The 19,903-nt window shown below is 66.7% G+C and carries 22 protein-coding genes; 12 read left to right on the top strand and 10 right to left on the bottom strand.

Features of this window, described 5'->3' with window-relative positions; all coding sequences use genetic code 11:
• Positions 1–226 precede the first annotated feature (226 nt).
• Both D892_RS0116865 and D892_RS0116860 read left to right on the top strand, forming a co-directional pair.
• Positions 227–712, top strand: a complete 486-nt coding sequence (locus D892_RS0116865; protein ID WP_051499086.1) for a DUF4396 domain-containing protein — start codon at positions 227–229, stop codon at positions 710–712.
• A 190-nt stretch (positions 713–902) separates the two neighbouring features.
• Positions 903–1,790, top strand: a complete 888-nt coding sequence (locus D892_RS0116860) for a phenylalanine 4-monooxygenase (protein WP_024802369.1) — start codon at positions 903–905, stop codon at positions 1,788–1,790.
• Between the two features lie 112 nt (positions 1,791–1,902).
• Here D892_RS0116860 and D892_RS0116855 read toward each other — a convergent pair whose 3' ends face one another.
• Both D892_RS0116855 and D892_RS0116850 read right to left on the bottom strand, forming a co-directional pair.
• Complete coding sequence (locus tag D892_RS0116855) at positions 1,903–2,466, bottom strand: TetR family transcriptional regulator (protein ID WP_024802368.1); 564 nt, start codon at positions 2,464–2,466, stop codon at positions 1,903–1,905.
• Positions 2,467–2,722: 256 nt separating this feature from the next.
• Positions 2,723–4,183, bottom strand: a complete 1,461-nt coding sequence (locus D892_RS0116850; RefSeq protein ID WP_063630032.1) for an MFS transporter — start codon at positions 4,181–4,183, stop codon at positions 2,723–2,725.
• Between the two features lie 232 nt (positions 4,184–4,415).
• Here D892_RS0116850 and D892_RS0116845 point away from each other — a divergent pair, with 232 nt between their 5' ends.
• From D892_RS0116845 to D892_RS0116835, 3 genes are all read left to right on the top strand, one after another.
• Positions 4,416–5,711, top strand: a complete 1,296-nt coding sequence (locus D892_RS0116845) for a serine hydrolase (RefSeq protein WP_024802366.1) — start codon at positions 4,416–4,418, stop codon at positions 5,709–5,711.
• Between the two features lie 106 nt (positions 5,712–5,817).
• Positions 5,818–6,018, top strand: coding sequence for a hypothetical protein (locus tag D892_RS0116840; RefSeq protein WP_024802365.1), 201 nt, complete (start codon positions 5,818–5,820; stop codon positions 6,016–6,018).
• A gap of 220 nt (positions 6,019–6,238) precedes the next feature.
• Positions 6,239–7,315, top strand: a complete 1,077-nt coding sequence (locus D892_RS0116835) for an ADP-ribosylglycohydrolase family protein (RefSeq protein ID WP_063629961.1) — start codon at positions 6,239–6,241, stop codon at positions 7,313–7,315.
• A 77-nt stretch (positions 7,316–7,392) separates the two neighbouring features.
• Here the strand turns inward: D892_RS0116835 and D892_RS0116830 are convergent, their stop codons facing one another.
• The 5 genes from D892_RS0116830 to D892_RS0116810 form a co-directional block, all read right to left on the bottom strand.
• Entirely contained in the window at positions 7,393–8,127 is a 735-nt protein-coding gene (locus D892_RS0116830) for a phosphotransferase (RefSeq protein WP_024802363.1), read from the bottom strand.
• 61 nt (positions 8,128–8,188) lie between these two features.
• Positions 8,189–8,890, bottom strand: coding sequence for a hypothetical protein (locus D892_RS0116825; RefSeq protein ID WP_156959542.1), 702 nt, complete (start codon positions 8,888–8,890; stop codon positions 8,189–8,191).
• A 113-nt stretch (positions 8,891–9,003) separates the two neighbouring features.
• On the bottom strand, positions 9,004–9,600 hold the full coding sequence (locus tag D892_RS0116820; RefSeq protein WP_156959541.1) for a hypothetical protein: 597 nt from the start codon (positions 9,598–9,600) through the stop codon (positions 9,004–9,006).
• Positions 9,601–9,606: 6 nt separating this feature from the next.
• Entirely contained in the window at positions 9,607–9,810 is a 204-nt protein-coding gene (locus tag D892_RS0116815; protein WP_024802360.1) for a DUF397 domain-containing protein, read from the bottom strand.
• Positions 9,807–10,685, bottom strand: a complete 879-nt coding sequence (locus D892_RS0116810) for a helix-turn-helix transcriptional regulator (RefSeq protein ID WP_024802359.1) — start codon at positions 10,683–10,685, stop codon at positions 9,807–9,809. Before D892_RS0116810 ends, D892_RS0116815 begins: the two co-directional genes overlap by 4 nt.
• Positions 10,686–10,904: 219 nt before the next feature.
• Here D892_RS0116810 and D892_RS0116805 point away from each other — a divergent pair, with 219 nt between their 5' ends.
• From D892_RS0116805 to D892_RS0116790, 4 genes are read left to right on the top strand one after another with little or no spacing between them, the layout of a single operon-like run.
• The gene (locus D892_RS0116805) at positions 10,905–11,273 is read left to right on the top strand and encodes a hypothetical protein (protein ID WP_156959540.1); all 369 of its coding nucleotides are present in this window, start codon (positions 10,905–10,907) and stop codon (positions 11,271–11,273) included.
• Positions 11,270–11,905, top strand: coding sequence for a DUF3558 domain-containing protein (locus D892_RS45240; protein WP_084161096.1), 636 nt, complete (start codon positions 11,270–11,272; stop codon positions 11,903–11,905). Before D892_RS0116805 ends, D892_RS45240 begins: the two co-directional genes overlap by 4 nt.
• Positions 11,906–11,907: 2 nt before the next feature.
• Positions 11,908–13,284, top strand: a complete 1,377-nt coding sequence (locus D892_RS0116795) for a hypothetical protein (protein WP_024802356.1) — start codon at positions 11,908–11,910, stop codon at positions 13,282–13,284.
• Complete coding sequence (locus D892_RS0116790) at positions 13,281–14,000, top strand: ESX secretion-associated protein EspG (protein ID WP_024802355.1); 720 nt, start codon at positions 13,281–13,283, stop codon at positions 13,998–14,000. The genes D892_RS0116795 and D892_RS0116790 overlap by 4 nt, the downstream gene beginning before the upstream one ends.
• A 130-nt stretch (positions 14,001–14,130) precedes the next feature.
• Here the strand turns inward: D892_RS0116790 and D892_RS43735 are convergent, their stop codons facing one another.
• Entirely contained in the window at positions 14,131–14,616 is a 486-nt protein-coding gene (locus tag D892_RS43735; protein WP_024802354.1) for a hypothetical protein, read from the bottom strand.
• Between the two features lie 407 nt (positions 14,617–15,023).
• Here D892_RS43735 and D892_RS41315 point away from each other — a divergent pair, with 407 nt between their 5' ends.
• Positions 15,024–16,469, top strand: coding sequence for a pentapeptide repeat-containing protein (locus D892_RS41315; protein WP_084161575.1), 1,446 nt, complete (start codon positions 15,024–15,026; stop codon positions 16,467–16,469).
• 3 nt (positions 16,470–16,472) lie between these two features.
• Here D892_RS41315 and D892_RS0116775 read toward each other — a convergent pair whose 3' ends face one another.
• The gene (locus D892_RS0116775) at positions 16,473–17,261 is read right to left on the bottom strand and encodes an SDR family oxidoreductase (RefSeq protein ID WP_036567133.1); all 789 of its coding nucleotides are present in this window, start codon (positions 17,259–17,261) and stop codon (positions 16,473–16,475) included.
• 383 nt (positions 17,262–17,644) lie between these two features.
• Here D892_RS0116775 and D892_RS0116770 point away from each other — a divergent pair, with 383 nt between their 5' ends.
• Positions 17,645–17,842: a hypothetical protein gene (locus D892_RS0116770; RefSeq protein ID WP_024802351.1), complete on the top strand. Its 198-nt coding sequence runs from the start codon at positions 17,645–17,647 to the stop codon at positions 17,840–17,842.
• Positions 17,843–17,915: 73 nt separating this feature from the next.
• Positions 17,916–18,674 carry an SDR family NAD(P)-dependent oxidoreductase gene (locus D892_RS0116765; protein WP_024802350.1) on the top strand — a complete coding sequence of 253 codons (759 nt, stop codon included), beginning with the start codon at positions 17,916–17,918 and terminating at the stop codon, positions 18,672–18,674.
• A 137-nt stretch (positions 18,675–18,811) separates the two neighbouring features.
• Here D892_RS0116765 and yhjD read toward each other — a convergent pair whose 3' ends face one another.
• Positions 18,812–19,822 carry an inner membrane protein YhjD gene (yhjD, locus tag D892_RS0116760; protein WP_024802349.1) on the bottom strand — a complete coding sequence of 337 codons (1,011 nt, stop codon included), beginning with the start codon at positions 19,820–19,822 and terminating at the stop codon, positions 18,812–18,814.
• Between the last annotated feature and the right edge of the window lie 81 nt (positions 19,823–19,903).

Below are 19,903 nucleotides of genomic sequence, written 5' to 3'. Positions count from 1 at the left end.
TCCTATCGCGCCGCATGGTTCCGGTCGGCGGCACGATCGGCTTCGCGCGACAGTGATGTAGGCGATACCGCACATGGGATACGAACCCCTTGACCCTATACCCCATAGGGGTATTCTACGGTTGTGCGGAACGATCACCCCGGCAGACCGTGAAGCCCGGCGCGGCGGCGGTGACCAGCATGATCGCGACGCGCATCAGCATGAGACCACCGCAGAGGGGCATACCATGACCAGACATATGGACCACTCGGCTCACACCTCACGCGTTCCGGCCGGCTGGAAGATGGCGGCCACCGCGACCCTGCACTGCCTCACCGGCTGTGCCATCGGTGAGATCCTCGGCATGGTCATCGGCACGGCGCTGGGGTGGCACAACGCGCCGACCATGATCCTGGCGATCGTGCTGGCGTTCGTGTTCGGTTACGCGCTGACCATGCGCAGCGGTCTGGCCGCCGGGCTCGGCATCGGTGCCGCCGTGTCGCTGGCGCTGACCGCCGACACCGTCTCGATCATCGTCATGGAGATCATCGACAACGCCGTGGTGCTGGCGGTGCCCGGGGCGATGGATGCGGGCCTGACCGACGCCCTGTTCTGGGGATCGCTGATCTTCGCCCTGGCCGTCGCGTTCGTCGTCACCACGCCGGTGAACAAGTGGATGATCGGCCGCGGCAAGGGGCACGCCGTGATGCACTCGTTGCACGGCCACCACTAACCCCCCGCGAGCCCGTCCGGCCTGGCAATGTGCCCCGACCGGACGGGCTTTCGGCGTCTCCGCACACCAAGACGAGCACGACGGGAATACACCGACTCCCTACCGGCGATGCCGAACGATCCACTAGGCAATTTGTTCAGCAGGCTGGACGTTTGTTGTCGGATTCGCCCAGTAGTGCTTGCATCGAGTCATGTTCGAGGAGGCTCAGCTGTACTCGCCGGTGACCACCGGGGACGACGGTGACGTGACCGTGCACCTGAGCGACGAGCATCCCGGTGCGAACGACCCGGAATATCGGACCCGCCGCAATGCGATCGCCGCCCGGGCGCTGGCGTACCGGCCCGGGGAGCCGGCGCCGCGGATCGACTACACCGACGAGGAGCAGGAGGTCTGGCGGATCGTCTCCGCCGAACTGGCGCGCAAGCATCGCACCTACGCCGCACGGGAGGTGCTGGAGGGCGAGCAGCGCTTGGGCCTGCCCTCCGGCCACATCCCCCAGCTCGACGAGGTTTCATCGAAGTTGTTGCCGCTCAGCGGGTTCCGCTACGTTCCGGCCGCCGGGCTGGTGCCGCTGCGGGAGTTCTTCGGCTCGTTCGCCGACCGGATCTTCCACTCCACCCAGTACATCCGGCATCACTCCGCGCCGCTCTACACGCCCGAACCGGACGCCATTCACGAAATCATCGGGCACGCGAACCAATTGGCGAGCCCACGGTTCGCCGCGATCTACGCCGAGGCGGGGACCGCCGTCGCCCGCCTGGAAACCGAGGCCGCGCTGAAGTTCCTCGCCGATGTGTTCTGGTTCTCCCTGGAGTTCGGCGTGGTCCGCGAGGGCACCGAGATCCGTTGCTACGGAGCAGGATTGCTATCGTCCTTCGGGGAGATAGAGGAGTTCCGGCACGCCGAACTGCGGCCGTTGAATGTCGTCGAGATGGGCACGCGCACCTACGACATAACCCACTACCAACCCGTCCTGTACTGCGCGGAATCGGTTTCCGAGATCGAGGACATGATCGGTGGCTTCTTCGCCACGATGACCGACGATGTCGTCGCCTCGCACGTCGGGGATACCGCATAGCCGTAACCCGTTGCGGCGGTGCTGTCCTGGCGAGTCGGACCTGGATCGGGCCGGGACAGCACAGGCTCAGCCGAACCGGGAGTCGTTCCGGCAGACCCACTTCGGCAACGGACTAAATCCGCATACCGTCCGACAGGAAGTCCATAACCCGCGTAATGGTCGCGGCGTCGTACGGATCACGGTCGAGTAGCGCGGCCAGAGCGGCACCGATCAGAGCGCCGGAGAAGGCCCGCACCTCGAGATCGGTGGCCGACCGCCCGGTCCGTGCGGCGGTCAGATCGGCGACCATGTCCACGCTGCGGTCGTACTCGTGCGCCAGCGCGCCCCGCAACTCCGGTACCGACCGAATCAACTCCAGCCGCCGTCGCTCGAACGCGAAGCCCTCCTCGGGAATGGACGCGAACGTCTCCAGGACGGCACGATGGAACGCCTCCAGCATCGAGAGTTCCGCCGGCTGTCGCTCCAGCGCCTCGATCATGATCGGGTCCAGATCGTCGGCCATCACGAGGTCTTGCTTCGACGGGAAGTAGCGGAAGAACGTGCTCGGCGAGACCTCCGCCGCCTCCGCGATCTGCTCCACGGTCGTCTCGTTGTATCCGTGGTCTGCGAACAGCCGGAATGCCTCGGTACGAATGGTGCGCCGGGTGCGCTCCTTCTTGCGCTCGCGCAGGCCCATCCGGGGCGGCACCACTCCGGCATGTCCCCGCGACGGCGTCGACGGTGCCTTCGCGGTGGCATGAGCCGATACCGCGGTGTCCGAGGGCACCGCCCTCGCCTCCACACGCGGCGACGTCCCGCCGCCTGCGGCCCGCTCGCCCGTACCCCGGCCCGACGGCGACACTCGCCCAGCCTTGCGGGGTCCCGCTCCGCTACCGGGGCGGGATCCCTCACTCGCCTCGCGCCCCGACGCTCCCGCCGAGCGTGCCCTCGAATCAGCCGACATGAGCCGATTCTCCCGCACCTCCCCCATCCGGCGTGTCGGGTACCCGGCCACGGATGAAGATCGCCGCCAGTACCGCGGCCACGAGGCAGATCCCGGCGCACACCCACAGCATCGCGCTCATGCCCCCGACGAACGCCGAGCGCACATGCTCGAGCATCTGCGGATCGCCCAGCTTGTGCGCCACCGCGACTCCGGCGCTCACCCCGTCGGAGACCGGTTCGACGTCGTACCCGCCCAGCTCGGACCGGTACTGCGAGGCCAGCACCGTCCCCAGCACCGCGACACCGATGGTGCCGCCGGCCTGCCGGACCGCCTGCAGCAGGGCCGATCCGGAACCGGACCGCTCGGCGGTCAGCTCCCCCATCGCGATCCCCATCGCGGAGGGCATCACCAAGCCCATACCGGCGCCGAGAATGGTGATCCAGGCGGCGCTGTAGCCGTAGCCGACGGACACCGGGGTCAGCGCGCCCATGATCAATCCCGCGCTCAGTGCCACGAATCCGGCCGTGATCATCACTCGCACACCCAGCTTCGGCAGCAGCTTGTCGGTGAGCCGGGTGCCGACGACGAGTCCACCGATCAGCGGCAGCAGGCGCAACCCGCTACCGAGCGAATCGGCGCCCAGCACCTCCTGGAAGTACTGCGGCACGGTGAAGAACAGCCCGAGCATCGCGAACTGCACCAGAATGGAAAGCCCGGTGCCCCAGCGGAATCCGTTGGTCGCGAACAGGCCGAGATCCACCAGCGGGTGCGAGGTTCGCCGCTGCGTCAGCACGAACATCACCAGCACGGCCACGCCACCCAGCACGGCCGCCCAGCCGATCGCATCGCCCCAGCCCTGTTCACCGAGGCGAATGAAGCCGTAGGTGAGCGCGAGCATGCCGCTCACCGAGAGCACCACGCCCGGCACGTCGATCGGAAACCTGTTGTCGCTGCGGGACTCCGGGACCAGCACCGCCACCGCGACCAGACCGACGATCACCAGCGGCACGTTGAGCAGGAACACCGAACCCCACCAGAAGTGCTGCAACAGCCAGCCGCCGATGATCGGCCCCAGCGGCAGGCCGATCGCGGTCGAGGTGACCCAAATGGTAATGGCCCGTTGCCGTTCCGCCTGTTCCGGGAACATGGACGGCAGCACCGCCATCGACAGCGGCATCATCGTCGCGGCCGCGATGCCCAGCACCGCCCGGGCGGCGATGAGCTCGCCGGACGAGGTGGCCAGCGCGCACCAGACCGATGCGCCACCGAACAGGACGAGCGCCGCGAGCAGGAACTTCTTGCGGCCGTAGCGGTCGCCGAGCGCACCGGCGGGCAGCATCACACCGGCGAGCGCCAGCGTGTACGCGGTCGTGAACCATTGCAGCGCAGCGGTATTCGCCTGTAGATCGACGGCCATCGTGGGCAGCGCCACCACCAGCACCGTGGTGTCGAGACCGATGGTCAGCATCGTCACGGCGAGCGCGCCCAGCGCCAGCCACCGTGCCCTGCCCGCGGGTGCCGAGGTGTCACCGTGCGCCGTCCCCGCACGCGCATCCGACGTCTTCATGACAGTTCCGATCATTTGATGTCTTGTTGTTTTTGACAGTAACTCTCATTTCGTAGTTTATGTCAATACCGGAACTGTCACAGTCGGGACGGTCGGCAGCGCCCGGGCCCGGCGCCGCATAAGCTCCATGGCGATGAACCCCTGCATGTCCCGGCGCGTCCGCCGCCTCGGATCGTTCGCGGCTGCCGCGCTGGCGGCCGGGCTAGTCGGCGCTACCGCGCTGACCGGCGTGGCCACCGCCGCCCCGGGTGTCTCCGCCCCGGTACCGTTCGCCACGCCGAATACGGATTCCTGCCCCAACCGGACCGCGCCGCCGCCCGCGATCGACACCTCCGAGGTGCCGCAGCCCGGCGAGGCGGCTCCGACGCCGCTGCCGGTCCAGTCGCCGCCGATCGGGGGCGACAGGCTCGGCGCCTGCGGTGTCGTTCTGCCCGAGGGCGCACCGCCCGTCCCCGCCGACCTCTCCGCCACCGCCTGGCTGATCGCCGACCTCGATACCGGACGCGTGCTGGCGGCGAAGGATCCGCACGGCCGGTACCGCCCCGCGTCGACCATCAAGGTGCTGCTCGCCGCCGTCGCGCTGCGCACCCTCGACCTGAACAAAGTGGTGGTCGGCACGCAGGACGACGCCAACGCCGACGGCACCCGGGTCGGGATCGGCGTCGGCGGTCGGTACACCAACCGGCAGCTGATGCAGGCCCTGATCATGTGCTCGGGCAACGACGCCGCGCACGCCATCGCCACCCAGCTCGGCGGCGAGAAGGCCACCGTCGAGAAGATGAACGAGCAGGCAAAACGCCTGCACGCCTTGGACACTCGCGCCGCCACCCCGTCCGGGCTGGACGGGCCCGGAATGAGCACCTCGGCCTACGACCTGGCCGCGCTGTTCCGCGACGCGATGACGATCCCGACCTTCGCCGAGCTGATCCACACCGAACAGGTCGACTTCCCGGGATTCCCCCCGAACCCGCAGATCCCCGGCGACCAGGACCACCCCGGCTTCCCGATCGCCAACGACAACCACCTGCTCTACGACTACGAGGGCACCCTCGGCGGCAAGACGGGTTACACCGACGACGCCCGTCAGACCTTCGTCACCGCCGCCGAACGGGGCGGGCACCGGCTCGTCGTCACGCTGCTACAGGCCGATGTGCTGCCCATCCGGCCGCCCCAGCAGGCGGCACGACTGCTGGACTACGGGTTCGCGCTGGCCTCCGACGCGAGCGTCGGAGCGCTGCCGGACGACGGCACGAAATCGTCGAATACCAATGTGGCCGTTGCCTCTCCGCCGCCGCGCGACACCGGTACGGCGGCACCGGAGGAGCATCACAGCGAGAACCTGCTGACCGTCCTGATCGTGGGCGGTCTGGGGGCCGTGCTCGTGCTGGCGGTCGCCGCCTGGTCGCTGACCGGCAGGTCGCGCCGATAGCGGAACGTCCTCTCTTTCGAGCTGTTTGGGTCCCGGATGTCCGGGCACCCGGCACAACGAGCCGCATAGAGGCTCGAACAAGGAGTCCGGAGAGAGGAGAACGACAATGGCGGACCCCAAGAATCCCGGCCAGTTCGGTAATCGTCCGGATACCGAGAAGCAGGCCCACAAGGGCGGAGCGGCCAGCTCCGGCAGCTTCGGCTCCGAGCACAGCGCCGACCCGTCGGAGGCCGGCCGGAAGGGCGCGGCCGCCCAGCCGAGCGAGGCCAAGTCCCGTGGTGGGCAGCACAGCCATGGCGGCCACTGAGTCGCCTTCGAAGAGTCCTTGGGGAGTGTAAACCACTGCTCCCCAAGGTTTTTCAATCCGATACTGTCGCGCGGTACGACCCGGAGGTGGGGTTGACGAGTCGTCGCGGCGATGTGTTCGACATCCGCGCCGTAGTATCCGTCTCCCTATCGGCGACCCGGCTGTGATTCGGTGCCACGGCGCTGCGTACCGTCAAGTCGGTTGCGTAAGTTTGTATTCCGTGGTGGATTACACAATGGTCTTCGATCGGGTGCGCGGTTCGCTGCTCGGCGGCGCGGTGGGCGATGCGCTCGGATGGCCCATCGAATTCCTGCAGATCGGGCAGATTCGGGAGCGTTACGGGGAGTCGGGCGTGACGGGCTTTCTCCCGCAACACGATGAGACCGCGCCGCAGCAGATCACCGATGACACCCAGATGACCCTGTTCACCGCGGAAGGGCTGCTGCGCTGCGCGCCGGGCGCCGATCCGGTACCGGCGCTGCGGCGGGCGTATCTGCGCTGGTTGCAGACGCAGCGGGAGGACGAGTCGAGGCCGCCGGCCGATGGGTGGCTGACGAGCCTGCCCTTCCTGTACGCGGTGCGGGCGCCGGGGAACGCGTGCATGACCGGACTGAACCAGCAGGCCGTCGGATATGTCGCGCCGCGTCCGCTCGGCGAGAAGGGACAGGTCAATCACGACTCGAAGGGGTGCGGCACGGTCATGCGATCCGCACCGTTCGGGTTGATCGGCGCGGGCCCCGAGTGGGCCTTCAGCACGGCCGCACGGGCCGCGCAACTCACGCACGGCCATCCGACCGGATACCTCGCCGCCGGCGCGTTCGCGGCACTGATCGACCGGGTGGTGAGCGGTACCGAGCTATCGATAGCGGTGCAGCAGACCATATCCCAGCTATCATCCTTTCCCGCTTCGAAAACGGCGACAGCGGCACTCGCGCGCGCGGTCGACCTGGCCGAGCATCCGGCGACACCCGAACAGGTCGCGCAGGTCGGCCAGGGCTGGATCGCCGAGGAGTGCCTGGCCGTCGCGGTGTACTGCGCATTGATCGCGGCCCGGACCGGCGACGTGCGCACCGCACTCCTGCTGTCGGTGAACCATTCCGGCGACTCCGACTCCACCGGCGCGGTCACCGGCAACCTCCTGGGCGCCGTCCACGGCCTCCCCGCCCTGCCCATGGATTGGGTCTCCAGGGTCGAGGGCCGCGACACCCTCATCCAGATAGCCGACGACCTCGTCACCACCTTCGGCTTCGGCAACCGCACCGCCTCCACCACCAGACACCCCCTGGAGAGCCCGTGAGTGTGCAACGTGGCAGCGACACGCACCTTGGGGCTCCGCCCCGCTGTGCACGCTCGTCGGCGACGCCCGGGAGTGGGTCAGGTCAGGTGGGATTGCAGTAGCGGGCGGTGGGCGCGTATCCAGGTGGAGGAGGCACGGATCGCACAGGGGACGCCCGCGTCGCGCAGGGCCACCATCGCCGGGGAGCCGGCGGCGGCGCGCTCTTCGATTCCGTGCCGGCAACGGTCCTGCCACCACAGGATCGTGTCGATGACGGCGCTGCGATCGTCCAGACCGTACGCATCGCACAGCAGCCGCATCCGTGTCGCGGTCTCGCCGACGTCCCGCACGTCCGGGCCGAGATACAGGTACTGCCAGCACATGTGGGCGACGTCGTGGATGCGAACACCCGGCGCGGCGAGGTCCCAGTCGATGAAGGCGATCGGCCGCGCGGTGTGGCCGCCGAGGTCGTAGACGGTGTTCTTCGGCGACAAATCGTTGTGGCAGACCACCTCCTGACCGCCGGCCAGGGGTGTTCCGGCGGTCAGGTCGTGGAAACGCCGGACCAGTCGCGCGACGCGGACGAGGGTGTCGGGTTCACTCACCTCGGGCCCCGTGGGTCGATACGCGACGTGTCCCGCCAGATAGGTGAACACGTCCCTCCCCTGTGCGTCCGTGCCGAGGAATCGGGGCGCACCGTCCCACCCCTGCTCCTCGAAGTGGTGTAGCAGCCGACGGACGAATTCGGCGCGCTCGCCCGGTTCCCGACGGACGGTGTTCCCCACCCGGACAACGCGGTTGACGAAACCGCCCGGCATCGGATTCTCGACCATAGCTCCAGTATGGGTGCGGGCAACGCGGATTCGTGCCGGGACTGACGGAAAGGCTTGCCTTCTAAGGTGTATCGAACAGCAGGCCGGGGGATCGGAACAGTTGCGGGCGGGAATCGTAGGGGGCGATCATCAGCGGGATTTCGCGGAGTTCGGCCAAGGTGCGGGGTAGGCCGGTGAGGGCGCAGATCGTTCGCATGGTGACGCCGTCGTCGAACTCGGCGTCGATGGTGCCGGCGGACTCGGTGGCCGCCCGCGCCTCCGCAGGTGCGTCGTCGAGATCGGGATCGAACTCGTCGTGGGAACGCCAGAACAGGATGTTCCCGTCGACCGCGTAGGTGAAGCCGATGTGCCCGGTCATGGCGACATTGCTGGTAGCGGCCACCGTGCCCTTGGCGGACAGCGCCTCGGCCGCCTCCACCGGAGGACGCTGTTCGAGGTGCCAGAGGTAGCCGGTCTCGCCGAGGTCGTCGTAGATCAATGTCCAATCACCGATGCGGGCGGCAATGAGTACCACGGTGGGATTCAGCGGGGCGATGGCCAACCGGGCCAGGGATGTCCGATCATCGGGATTCCTGGTGGGCAGGACGCACGGCCCGATCGCCTGCCGGTCGACGCCCAGCACCTCCAGCGCGTCCGCCGGTTCGAGATCACGGACGACATGAATCAGGTGATTCGGATCGTATTCCTCGCCGCCGAGCGCGTTTATCCAAGCGGGACTTCCGGTTTCGTCGAGTTGCTCCGGGGAGAAATAGGGCTCGGGCATGATCTCCAGTGTTCTGACATCGTGGTCGGCTGCGCGGCGGTACATCCACCGGTGCGTTGCAAGGGTATGAGGAACCGGCCCACTGTGCGCGGCGAGGACGCCGTGTTCGAGCTTCAGCCGGCCTCGGTGATCTCCAGCCCCCAATAGACTTCGGTCCCCGGCCCCGTCGGCATTCCGCGTTCCCGCTGCACCGGTGTCACCATCGAGTCCGGTGTGGCGTAGTGCCCGTCGCTGACACCCGATGACGGAACATCATCGACGAACGCATGGACGACACTGCCTTCGTACAGGAAAACCTGTACGTACCCATCGGATCCGCCTGGCAGATCGCCCCATCGGACATTCGTCCCGAGGACGTCGTTCAACTCACCACCGTCCCTCGACGCCCGAAACCGGTACATCCGGTCCCACGCATCGAGCGGTAGATTCGTCCCGGCTATTACATCGCCGAGGCGCGCAGGCTGCCGGGACTCCCTGATGCGCTCCCACGCGCCATCCACCGCGGAATCGTCGCGAACCACTTCCACGCGATCGCCGAACACGTAACCGCACCCGGTGCCTGTCATCAGGAAGGCGACCGACAGCGCCACTGATGCGAGCAGACGGCCAGGACAGCCGCGACTTACCCAGTCGCCTCGAAGAGGTCGATCACCTGAACGGGTACGCAACGTAAAGGTCTCCGTTGCCAGGCCGGACGCCTGCCACGTCATCGCAGGTCAGCCGTCGAAGTCGCCCCGGGAAGCCGCCGCGGTGAAGGCCGACCACTCGGCAGCGCCGAATACCAGAGCAGGGCCGGAGCGCGCCTTCGAATCACGCACGCCGACAAGGTTGTCGGGCAGGAATGCAACCTCGACACACTCCTTGTCCCCACCGCTATAGCTGCTCTTGAACCACTCGACACCGACCGGATCGAAGCTCACGCATACTCCTTCGCTAACTGCCGAAGCATATTTCGGCTGGCAACCTCATCCAGGGCCTGGTTGCGGATGCTCTCGTAGGCCCGATGGTACCGCTGTACGACCCCGCCTTTCTCCAGATACAAGTCACCAGCGAACTGCTCCACATAGACGACCGGCGGCTCGTTCTCCTCTCCCTTGGCGTCGTTTCCGAACTCGAGAAGGACGAATGGACCTACAGCGACTCCCAACGGGAGTCCAGCGCAGAACGGCAGCACCCGCACGTTGACATTCGGACGCGTACCGATGTCAGCGAGATGTTTGAGTTGGGCGGCCATTACTCGTGGGCCACCCACCAGGCCGCGCACGGCGGACTCGCGCAGGACGACGTCGAGGTAGATCGGCTGCGCCTTACGCGTAATCCTGATCTGACGTCGCATGCGCAACCGAACACGGCGTTGGTGCTCCTCCGGGAGCTCATCGGGATAGACGGCGTGTATCAGCGCACTTGCGTAGGCAGGAATCTGAAGCAGTCCTGGGATCAGCTCGGATTGGTATGTCGCCACACTGTGTGCGGCAGCTTCCAAGCCGACATAGAAGTCGAAGTTCCCGGGGATCAAGTCCCCGTACTCGGACCACCAGTTGAGGATATTGCCTTGGGCTGCAAGAACTTTCATCGCTGCCGTCTGATGCTCATCGAACTCGTAGATCTTGCACAGCGCTTCCAGATCCTCCTCCCGCAGGTTGGCCACCATCCCCTTCTCGATCCGCTGCAAGGTACTCGCGCTGCGATTGATGAGCGCAGCGGCTTGCTGCAACGTGAGCCCGCACTCCTCCCGCCCATTGCGCAGGTACCGACCGAGTTGCCTCCGCGGCAGCGTGGATCCGCACTCCGACATGCCCGTCTCCCTCCAGGTTTGGTTGGACCCCGCCAGCACACCACCGAGCTACATCCCCCGACCCCGCCAACGCGGATTCTCATGCGATCACCGCATAATCCCAGGAAGTGTTGCATCTTTCGCCGCATCCGGCTACCAAATCCGGATGTCGGGGGAACCAGGAGCGTCGACAGTGCGTCCAGTAAGGTAGGCGGACAAGCGCGAAGGGAGGGCCTGTCGATGGATGTGGGGCAGTCGACAGCGAACGGGCTCTGGCAGGACGCCAGCGCGGGGACATTCAAGATGGAGGAGGGTGCGGCACGCAAGTGCGCTGAGATCTTTCAGCGGTTCGGCGACTCTCTGTCCACCATGGTCGACAACGCCAACACACTCCGCGCCTTGGACGGGTTTGGCGGATTCAAGTCTGCAGGTGAACTCCAGGACGGATTCGGCCGCAAAGGACAAGCTTTGCACGAAGCGCTATCCGGGCTGCAGGAAGCCGCGTTTCGGATGGCCGCTGCGTACCTGCAGGCAGGCAATCTTTTCGAGGAGGCAGACGCCATGAACAAACGAGCAATCTTCGCCGCAGGAGCAGGGCTCGAGTCATGAGAAGACTGCTGCAAAGCGCGTGCTTGGCGACGATCGCGGCCACAGCCGTTTTGGCCACTGGCTGCTCGTCAGGTAACGATCAGTCTTCCGATACGACAGCTGAGTCACCGGCGGCGAACGCACCGACGAGTTCCAACGCCCAGCCAGGGCGGCCGACGCTGACAGCTTCGTCGCTACAGCCTCCGCCCCCGTACAGCAAGAACTCGGGCCGGCCGAATGTCGTCTTCGATCCCTGCACCTGGATTCCCGACGACGCAGTTTCGAAAGCCGGTATCGATCCGAACACCCGCCAACGTGGTGACGATCAAATCGCTGAACAGACCTTCCTGATCTGCAAATTCAAGACAGACACCCGCTACCTGACAGTGATGTCCGGCAACGTGACCTGGGACGAGGATCTGCAGAAGAACGGCGGTTGGAGTGAGCCGACCAACGTCAATGGCAGGGAGGCGCTGTGGGTTCACGACCCGGGTGTCAAACGTGGATGCGAGATCCACATGAGAACGAAGGTCGGCTTCGTCGACATCTTGTCGACCTTGACCATCGACGGCGGCGTACAGGGCATCAAGCCCTGCGACAACCTTCTCGACATCGCCACGGCGATCGAGCCCTCCATCGGTAAGGACAACTGATCATGGGTGCCGAGGACGAACCCTTCGATCCCTACCGCTTCGGCGGCCTGGTGACCGGTCAGGACCCTGAATTCCTGCGGAATCGCGACCAAGCGAGACAGACTCAGCATGGCGTCGAGCTGACGCAGAAGGACATCACGCACCCGGGGACGGATCCCGCATACATCGCGGACCTCGAACACTGGGAAACAATGTCCCACGCGGATATTCACACCAAGGTGCAGGAGATGAGGCCGGACCTCATGCTCGGCCATGCCAAGAAGTGGAACGATATCGCCAGCGGGCTGAGCGGTGCGCTTTTCGGACTGAACTTGTCCATCCAGAAAGCCTTGTCCGAAGGCTTTCAAGGTCAGTTCGCCGATGCAGGGCGCGACGCCGCCCAGAAGTTCGTCAAACAGGCTACCGGCGTGCAGAATGTGATCCGGAACGTCGGTGTTCGCATCGATTCGGTTGGTTACGGTGCCGAGACCGTCAAACGGTCGGTCCCGCCGCCGGCGACTCCCGCCCCAACCCCCACCGGCACCATTCCGGCCGATGTCAACGGTTTGTTCCCGATACTGACCGGTGGTGCATCACCTGCTGCTGCCATAGGAGCGGGACGCGACGAAGAGGAACAGCATCGGCTCGCTATAGATGCCATGCGGCAGAACTACGACCCGATCTACCGTCCCGCCGGCGACAACGTCCCCACCTTCATCCCCGTCGAAGCACCCGGCGGCCCCGGCAACGACAGCGGCGGCTGGACGGCCGGAACCGGTGGTCCCGGTGGCCCGGGCGGCACAGGCGGCTCCGGCGGGCAGGATGGCACACCTGAAGGTCCCGCTGGGCAACCTGGTACCGGGGACGAACCGGCGGCGACGGAAGCGGCCAGCACGGCTGGTGACTCATCGAATCCGCTTGGTGGCCAAGGTAATCAGCCGACGTCTTCCGGCCAGCCGGGTACCGGCACCGGCCCGGCGGGCGCGGGTACGGCCACCACGCCGGCCGGTTTCGGTGGTGGTCCCGGTGGCAGCGGGGGCGGTGCGGGCCGCGGCGGGTCCGGCGCGGCGGGCGGCGGCACGGGAGGCATGGGGGGAAGCAAAGGTGGTCCCGGAGGCAAGCTTCCCGGAGCACCAGGTTCCGGAAACCCCGCTGCCGCAGCCGCTTCCGGTGGTAGTGCGGGTAGATCCGGCATGCCCGGAATGGGTGGAATGCCCGGCATGGGGCCCGGTGCGCGTAGGGGTGAAGAGGATGAGCGGGAGCACAAGACGCCCGACTATCTCGTCATCGACCGCGAGGAGGAGCTGCTGGGGCACATCGACCCGGCCGTTCCCCAGGCGATCGGCTCGGATATTCCTGCGGCGCAGGTGAATCCGGATAATGAGGGCCGCCGGGGGTGAAGTGGGAGTTCACGCCGGATGAGTTCATGTACGTCTGGAACGAGACGGGGCAGGATCGGTATCCGTATCCGCTCAAACTGATCTCGGCGGTGCGCTGGCAGGACGAGTACGCGAAGCTGAAACAGGAGTTGAGCGCGCGGCTTTCGCCGGGGCCTGATCCGGATCTGGCCGCGGTTCTCCGAGTGGCATCGAATCCTGCTGTGTCGCTGGTGATTACGGGCAAGCGTAGGCGCCCGGTGCGGGCCTTCGGCGCCGTCGACACCACGGTCGGCGTCACCATGGTGCAACGCCCCGGTGTCACCGACGAATTCGGGGGCAATGTCGTGATCGAGGTCGGCTCCCCCGCGATCGTGCCCAAAGTGTTCGCGGCTGTGCTCGGCGACGTTCCGGCCGGGCGCCACCCGGCGCTGGTCGAGGGCTTCGACCAGATCAGGACCAGCCTCGAATCCTGGACCGGCACAAAGGAAACCATCACCGACCGGATGCGACGCCTGCTGCACGCCCCGCGCACGGGCTCGGGCCACATCGAGGTCCTGTGCGGCCTCCAGAACCCCCGCCCCCTGCCACCGCAATACCTCAGCTGGTTCGACGTCGAGGGCGACGGCCGCTACGTCTACCGCCAGCAGTACAACGACTTCCACATCCAGCCCTGCTCCCAGGAAACGATCCGTCGCGAGATCGAGCACATGGCACAACGGGATTCGCTACACGAATAGATACTGACAGCGGCGGCCACTGCCGTACCCATGGCTACCACCTATCGCGATTGCGAACACGCACTCGATTCACCGGTTCCTCACGGACGGGTCGGCCCGCCATGACGGTGGGTCGGAGTTACTCCTCCACTCAGCTGAACTCTTCGATCTCGATGTACCAGAACGTCGTCGGCTGCTGGGTCACCTGATCGATCTCCACTTCGCTCGTCGGCGTCGCCGCCGAGTCCGGCGTGGCGTACGCATCGTCGCCAAGCACACCGTGCCCTGGCACAGTGTCATAGTAGGCGCCGACAGCTTCGTTGCCGTTCACGAAGACCTGTACGGACCCATCCGAATTTCCGGGAAGGCCAGTCCAATACGCGTCGGTGCCGAGCTTGTCATTGATCTCGTCACTTTCGACCATCGAACTGAACGTATACATCCGATCCCAGGAGCCGAACGGCAAACCGGCCTGGGTGATCACATCGCCCAGGCGGGCCGGCGCCCGTGAGTCCAGCACTCGCTGGAATGCCGCGTCCACCGCCGAGTCGTCCTCGACGACTTCCACGCGATTGAAGACGAACGCACATCCCGGCACCGTCATGACGGTGACCGCGGCAGTTACGGCCGCACCCATCGCTACCCACCTACTGCGACTCCGAACTTGCACCGGATTCACCGACTCCTCGAGTTGACATTTGTTCTAGGCGGGATTGGCCTTACTTGGGCTGGAGAGCGTTCAGCGCGCCCTGCTGACCGATACCGCGACTGCTACACGGTACGGAGTCTCTGTGCATGTCCGAGCGGATGGCTCGCTCGAATCCGTGGAATCGACCAGACGGTCACACCGTACGGTGCCGATCTCGGTGCACTCATTACGCAACTCGCCGGCGAGGCACTCGAACCGGCGCGCGGCAACGTCCGAGAAAGCCTGGGACAATTGACCGTAGACCCCTGTGGTCTGGGCTACCGTTCGTCGGCCACGAGAACCGCGGTCAGTCGCTTCGACCCGCCATGGCGGTGGGCATCGGTCACAATCGAGCGATGCTGGGCAGGACGAGTCGCGCTACCGGAACGGAAACGCGGCCGACGACCGCTGTGCGCGCGGGAGTCAGTAAGCGCTACAGGACGATCGGGCGCAGCGTGGGCCGGGTCAGGCTGTTCTCCGCCGTCGGTTTCGCGCTCGGCGCGGGGCTCGCCGTCGCCATCGCGGCGTACGGGATCCTGCGCGCGGTTCTGCCTGCCAGCGAGGCTAAGGCGGCGCCGATCGATATCACCCGGGTGGCATTGACGATCGTCGCCGGTGTCGGCGGGATCGTCGCGCTGGTGATCGCCTACCGCCGCCAACGGGATATCGAGCAGGGCCGGTTCGTCGAACGTTTCGGCGCGGCAGCGGGACAGCTCGGCACGGCCGATGTCGCGGTCCGGATCGCGGGGGTGTACGCGATGGCAACCGCCGCCGACGATTCCGAGGGCTCACGCCGGCAGCAATGTATCGACGTCCTCTGCGGCTACCTGCGCCTGCCCTACGACCCCGGCCACGGCAGCAGCGGGCGCGCCAAACTCGTGACCACCACCCCTCGCGAGGGCGGCGGCGAAACCGAGGAGCATGTCGAGTACCGGCAGAACGACCGCGAGGTGCGGCGAACCATCGTCCGGGTCATCGCGGACCACCTCCAACCCGAGGCCGAATACAGCTGGTCGACAAGCAATTTCGACTTTCGCACCGCGCACCTGGAGGAGGTCGCATTCCGTGGCGCTGTGTTTTCCGGCCTCGCCCGGTTCGACACGGCCACATTCGACGGCCCCGCAGGATTCGAAAGGACGACCTTCCACGGCCCCGCCGGATTCGAGGGGACAACGTTCAATGGCCATGTCGGCTTCGATGGCGCGGTCTTCCACGGCCCAGTCCGATTCGACGAGACCGTATTCAACGACGGCGCCAAGTTCCAAGAAGCAGCGTTCAAGGATGACGCCGGGTTCTACCGGGTGACGTTCAACGGCCACGCTCGGTTCCACTGGGCAACGTTCAACGGTGCGGAATTCTACCGGGCGACATTCAACGGACACGCCAGGTTCGACCACGCAACCTTCCATCGTGGCGCGGTGTTCCGCGGTGCGACGTTCAACGGCCACAGCGGATTCCGGAACGTGACGTTCAGCGATGCCGCCGGATTCGGCAAGACGACGTTCAGCGGCCACGCCGAATTCGACCAGGCCGCGTTCGTCGAGGCGCAGTTCTCCGAGGCTGTGTTCAACGGTCCTGCCGGGTTCATCGGGGCGAGGTTCAACGGTCCGGCCACCTTCGCGAACGCCGACTTCGGCTCCGAGCGAATCGTTTTCGAAGCCCCCGCCCGCTGGGGCCCGCCCGATCCGGAATTCGACTGGGACCAGGACATCACGGAGAAACCGGCGAATATCGAACCACAGAGCTGGCCGCCTGCGACAACAACCGCAAAACCGACCATGGGCAGCGGCAACGGTCCGTGAGTGTCACCGCCAACGGCGGTCGCCGACGACCGCTGCTTCCGAACCTCCGTCAGCGAAGATGACCTGGCCGGTCACGAACCGGTTGTCCGGGCCTGCCAGCCAGCACAGAAGTTCGGCGACCCATTCCGGGCGGCCGGGGAATCCGCCGAACGGTTGGGGCGCAGCGGTTTCGACGGCCTTGCGGGTCTCGTCGTCGGCGAGGATCCAGGCCGCTGCCGGGGTGTCGACTACGCCCGGGGCGACGATGTTGAGGGCGATGCCGGAGCCGGCCCACTCGGCGGTCGGGGCCGCTGTGCGCACCCAGCGGTTCAAGGCGCGTTTCGCGATGCCGTATCCGCCGGTCGCGCCCCCGGCGGACGGGTCGGCCGCGAGGTAGGCGACGGCCGCGGCCTCGTCGCCGTCGAGGCATGCCCGCACGATGCGTTCGTCCGCCGGTTCCAGCGAGGAGGTGGACGACACCGCCACCGCGCGCGGCGCCGGGCTCCGCGCCAGCAGCGGGCGCAGCCCCTGCAACGTCGCGACCGCGCCGAAGTAGTTCGTTTCCAGCAGGCCGGTCGCGCCGCCACCGGCGACGGCCAGCACCGCGTCGATCGTCCCGTACCCACTCACCTGCTCGACCAGGGACCGGCGGCCCTCGGGCGTGGAAAGGTCGGCGTTCACTTCAGCATCGGCGAGATCACAACCGACGACCTGGGCGCCGCGCTCTCGAAGCAGGGCGGCGGTCGACGCGCCTATGCCGGAAGCGGAACCGGTGACCACATACGTTCGCCCGGCGAGATCCGACTGCGTCATCACCGTATCCTCCCGTACCCCTTCACAACAGCTCCGCCAGGAGGTATCGGCACCCTATTCACAGGCAACGTCGTACCCACCGAGATCAACCGTATCCAACCTACCTGCGGCTGCCACGTTCCGAACCGTCAGCAGCTCCGACCCGATCCGCTGCCCGGACTCTATTCGATACTGCAACAGCGGATTTCGGGCGCCATCCATGCGGTCCCGCACCCGGACCGGAGCTGACCGCGAGTCCGGCTGTCGGTGGCGGGGTGTAGCGTCACGGTCATGAAGGGGGAGGCTTCCGGCCCGCACGACGCGTACGCGCGGAAAGTGCTGGGACGGAGTGAGAATGCGGCACCGTATTCGAGCGGCTCGGCCCGCGTGCGAAGGAGGCGATCGTGACCACGGAAGCAATCATCGAAGCGCGTGGAGAGGCACGCGGTCGCGCGGAAGCGCTGCTCGAGCAGATGACCGTGAAATTCGGGCCGCTGCCCGCCGCCGCCGTTCAGCACGTCCGATCCGCCGACCAAGCCCAGGTCCGCGCGTGGTCGACCCGGATACTGACCGCAACCACACTCGACGACATGCTTGCCTGACCCGGAACGCGCCCTTACGGTCCTGAATCCGGGCCGCGCCTTGCTCTGAATTCCGTTGTCTACCATGGGTTCGATGACACAGTCCTACGTGGTCACCGGCGGCGGGAGAGGTATCGGCCGCGCCATCGTGGAACGGCTACTGACACATCGGCACGCGGTTGTGGTGGTGGAACGCGATGTCGGGGCGCTGGCTTGGGCAGCGGGGCGAATCACGGCGGTGGTGGGAGACGCCGCGTCCGAACCCACCACCGAGCAGGCCGCCGATCGCGCTCAGGAGGCCGGGACGTTCGCCGGGTGGGTGAACAATGCCGCCGTATTCCGTGATGCCGCATTGGATTCCGACGGCGCAGACGAGGTTCTGGATCTCATCACCGCGCATTTGCGGCCCGCCGTGGTCGGGTGTGGCACCGCCGTCCGGCGATTCCTGGCCGCGGGCACCGGTGGCTCGATCGTGAACATCAGCTCGCACCAGGCGCGCCGGGCCGTACCGGGAGCGCTGCCCTACAGCACGGCCAAGGCGGCGATCGAGGGACTCACCAGGGCATTGGCAGTCGAGTACGGGCGGAACGGAATCCGGGTGAACGCCGTCGCGCCCGGCTCGGTCGCCACGGAACGGTACGAGGAATACCTGTCCGGCCTGAGCAAGGACGCCGCGGCGGCCGTCGAACGTGACATGGCCACGCTGCACCCGCTGGGCCGGGTCGCGACCGGCGACGAGATCGCCGCCGCTGTCGAATTCCTGCTGTCCGCGGACGGCGGCTTCGTCAACGGCGCCACCCTGCCCGTCGACGGTGGCCGCTCGGTGCTGGCACTCGACCCCGAGGCTCGTTGACGGGAACCGGTGACGGTTCCGACGCCGTACGGTGCGGCCTACCCCATCGTCGGCGTACCCAGCGGGCCTACCAGCTCACAGCGACCATGGTGCACGATCGACACGACAACGCGAGTTCGCCGAGGACGGAGGAGCTTTCACCGTCGTCGGCACAGACCGACCAGCGCCCCCGCGACCGCCCCGGCACCGAACATCGCCGCCCCCGCCATCGCCGACATCCCCGCGGTGACCCGCGGCGTGATGATCGCCGGTGGGGGCGGGGCGATTTCGGCCTCCGGCTCGTTCTCCCTCGCGGTCGCCGCCCACGCCGTGGCGAACAGGATGATGCGGGCGGTGATGTAGGCGAACACCATCAGGCCGATGATCGGGCCGAAGGCGACGCCGGCCGGGCTGGTCAGCACCGATTTCAGATAGATGCTGGCGATCTGCTTCCAGAGTTCGAAAACGATCGCGGCGAGCAGGGCCGCCTTCGTCGCGCTCACGAAAGTCACCGGCTGCCGCGGCAATCGGGCGATGATCCAGACGAACACCGCCCACGACGACAACACCGCCAGTACCAGCGACAAGACGGTGAGCAGCGTCCCTGCTCCGGGCGCGGTATCGAGGTTGACGGATTTCAGGACGCTGCGGCCCAGGCCGCCGCCCGCCAGGGCCGACAGGCCCAGCGAAACCCCCATCGCCACACCCAGTCCGAGCAGGGCGAGCAGATCCGACACCTTGCTGCCGACCCAATTGCCGTCCGGCACTTTCTGTTCCCACTGCTCGGTGAGCGCGGCCCGCAGGTTGGCCATCCAGCCCAGCCCGGCGTACAGCGCGCCGACCAGGCCCAGCACGCCGACGCCGCCCCGCGACTTGATCGCCTGATCGATCAGGTCGGTCACCTGCCCGCCGAAGGATCCCGGAATCTTGTCCACGATCTTCTGCTGAATCTCGTTCAGCAGATCCGGATTGCGCGACAGCACGAATCCGGCGATCGCGAAACCCACCATGAGCAGTGGAAACAGCGACAGCACAGTGAAATACGTGATACCGGCCGCGAAGTAGTCGCCGCGTTGACGCTGGTACCGCCCGCCGGCCCGGATGAGGTGGTCCAGCCAGGGCCGCGCCTGCACTTCGCCTTCGATTCGCGCCTTGACCTTGCCGAACACCCGTCCTCCCGAAAGCCGTCGGCCACCCGCGCGACAGGGCCGGGACGTGGGCTACCACGCCGGTCCACGCGGGCGGCTATC

The sequence above is a fragment of the Nocardia sp. BMG51109 genome (assembly GCF_000526215.1).
Lineage (GTDB): Bacteria > Actinomycetota > Actinomycetes > Mycobacteriales > Mycobacteriaceae > Nocardia.
Note: the sequence above shows the minus strand (reverse complement) of the source record. Positions and strands in the feature narration are given on the sequence as shown.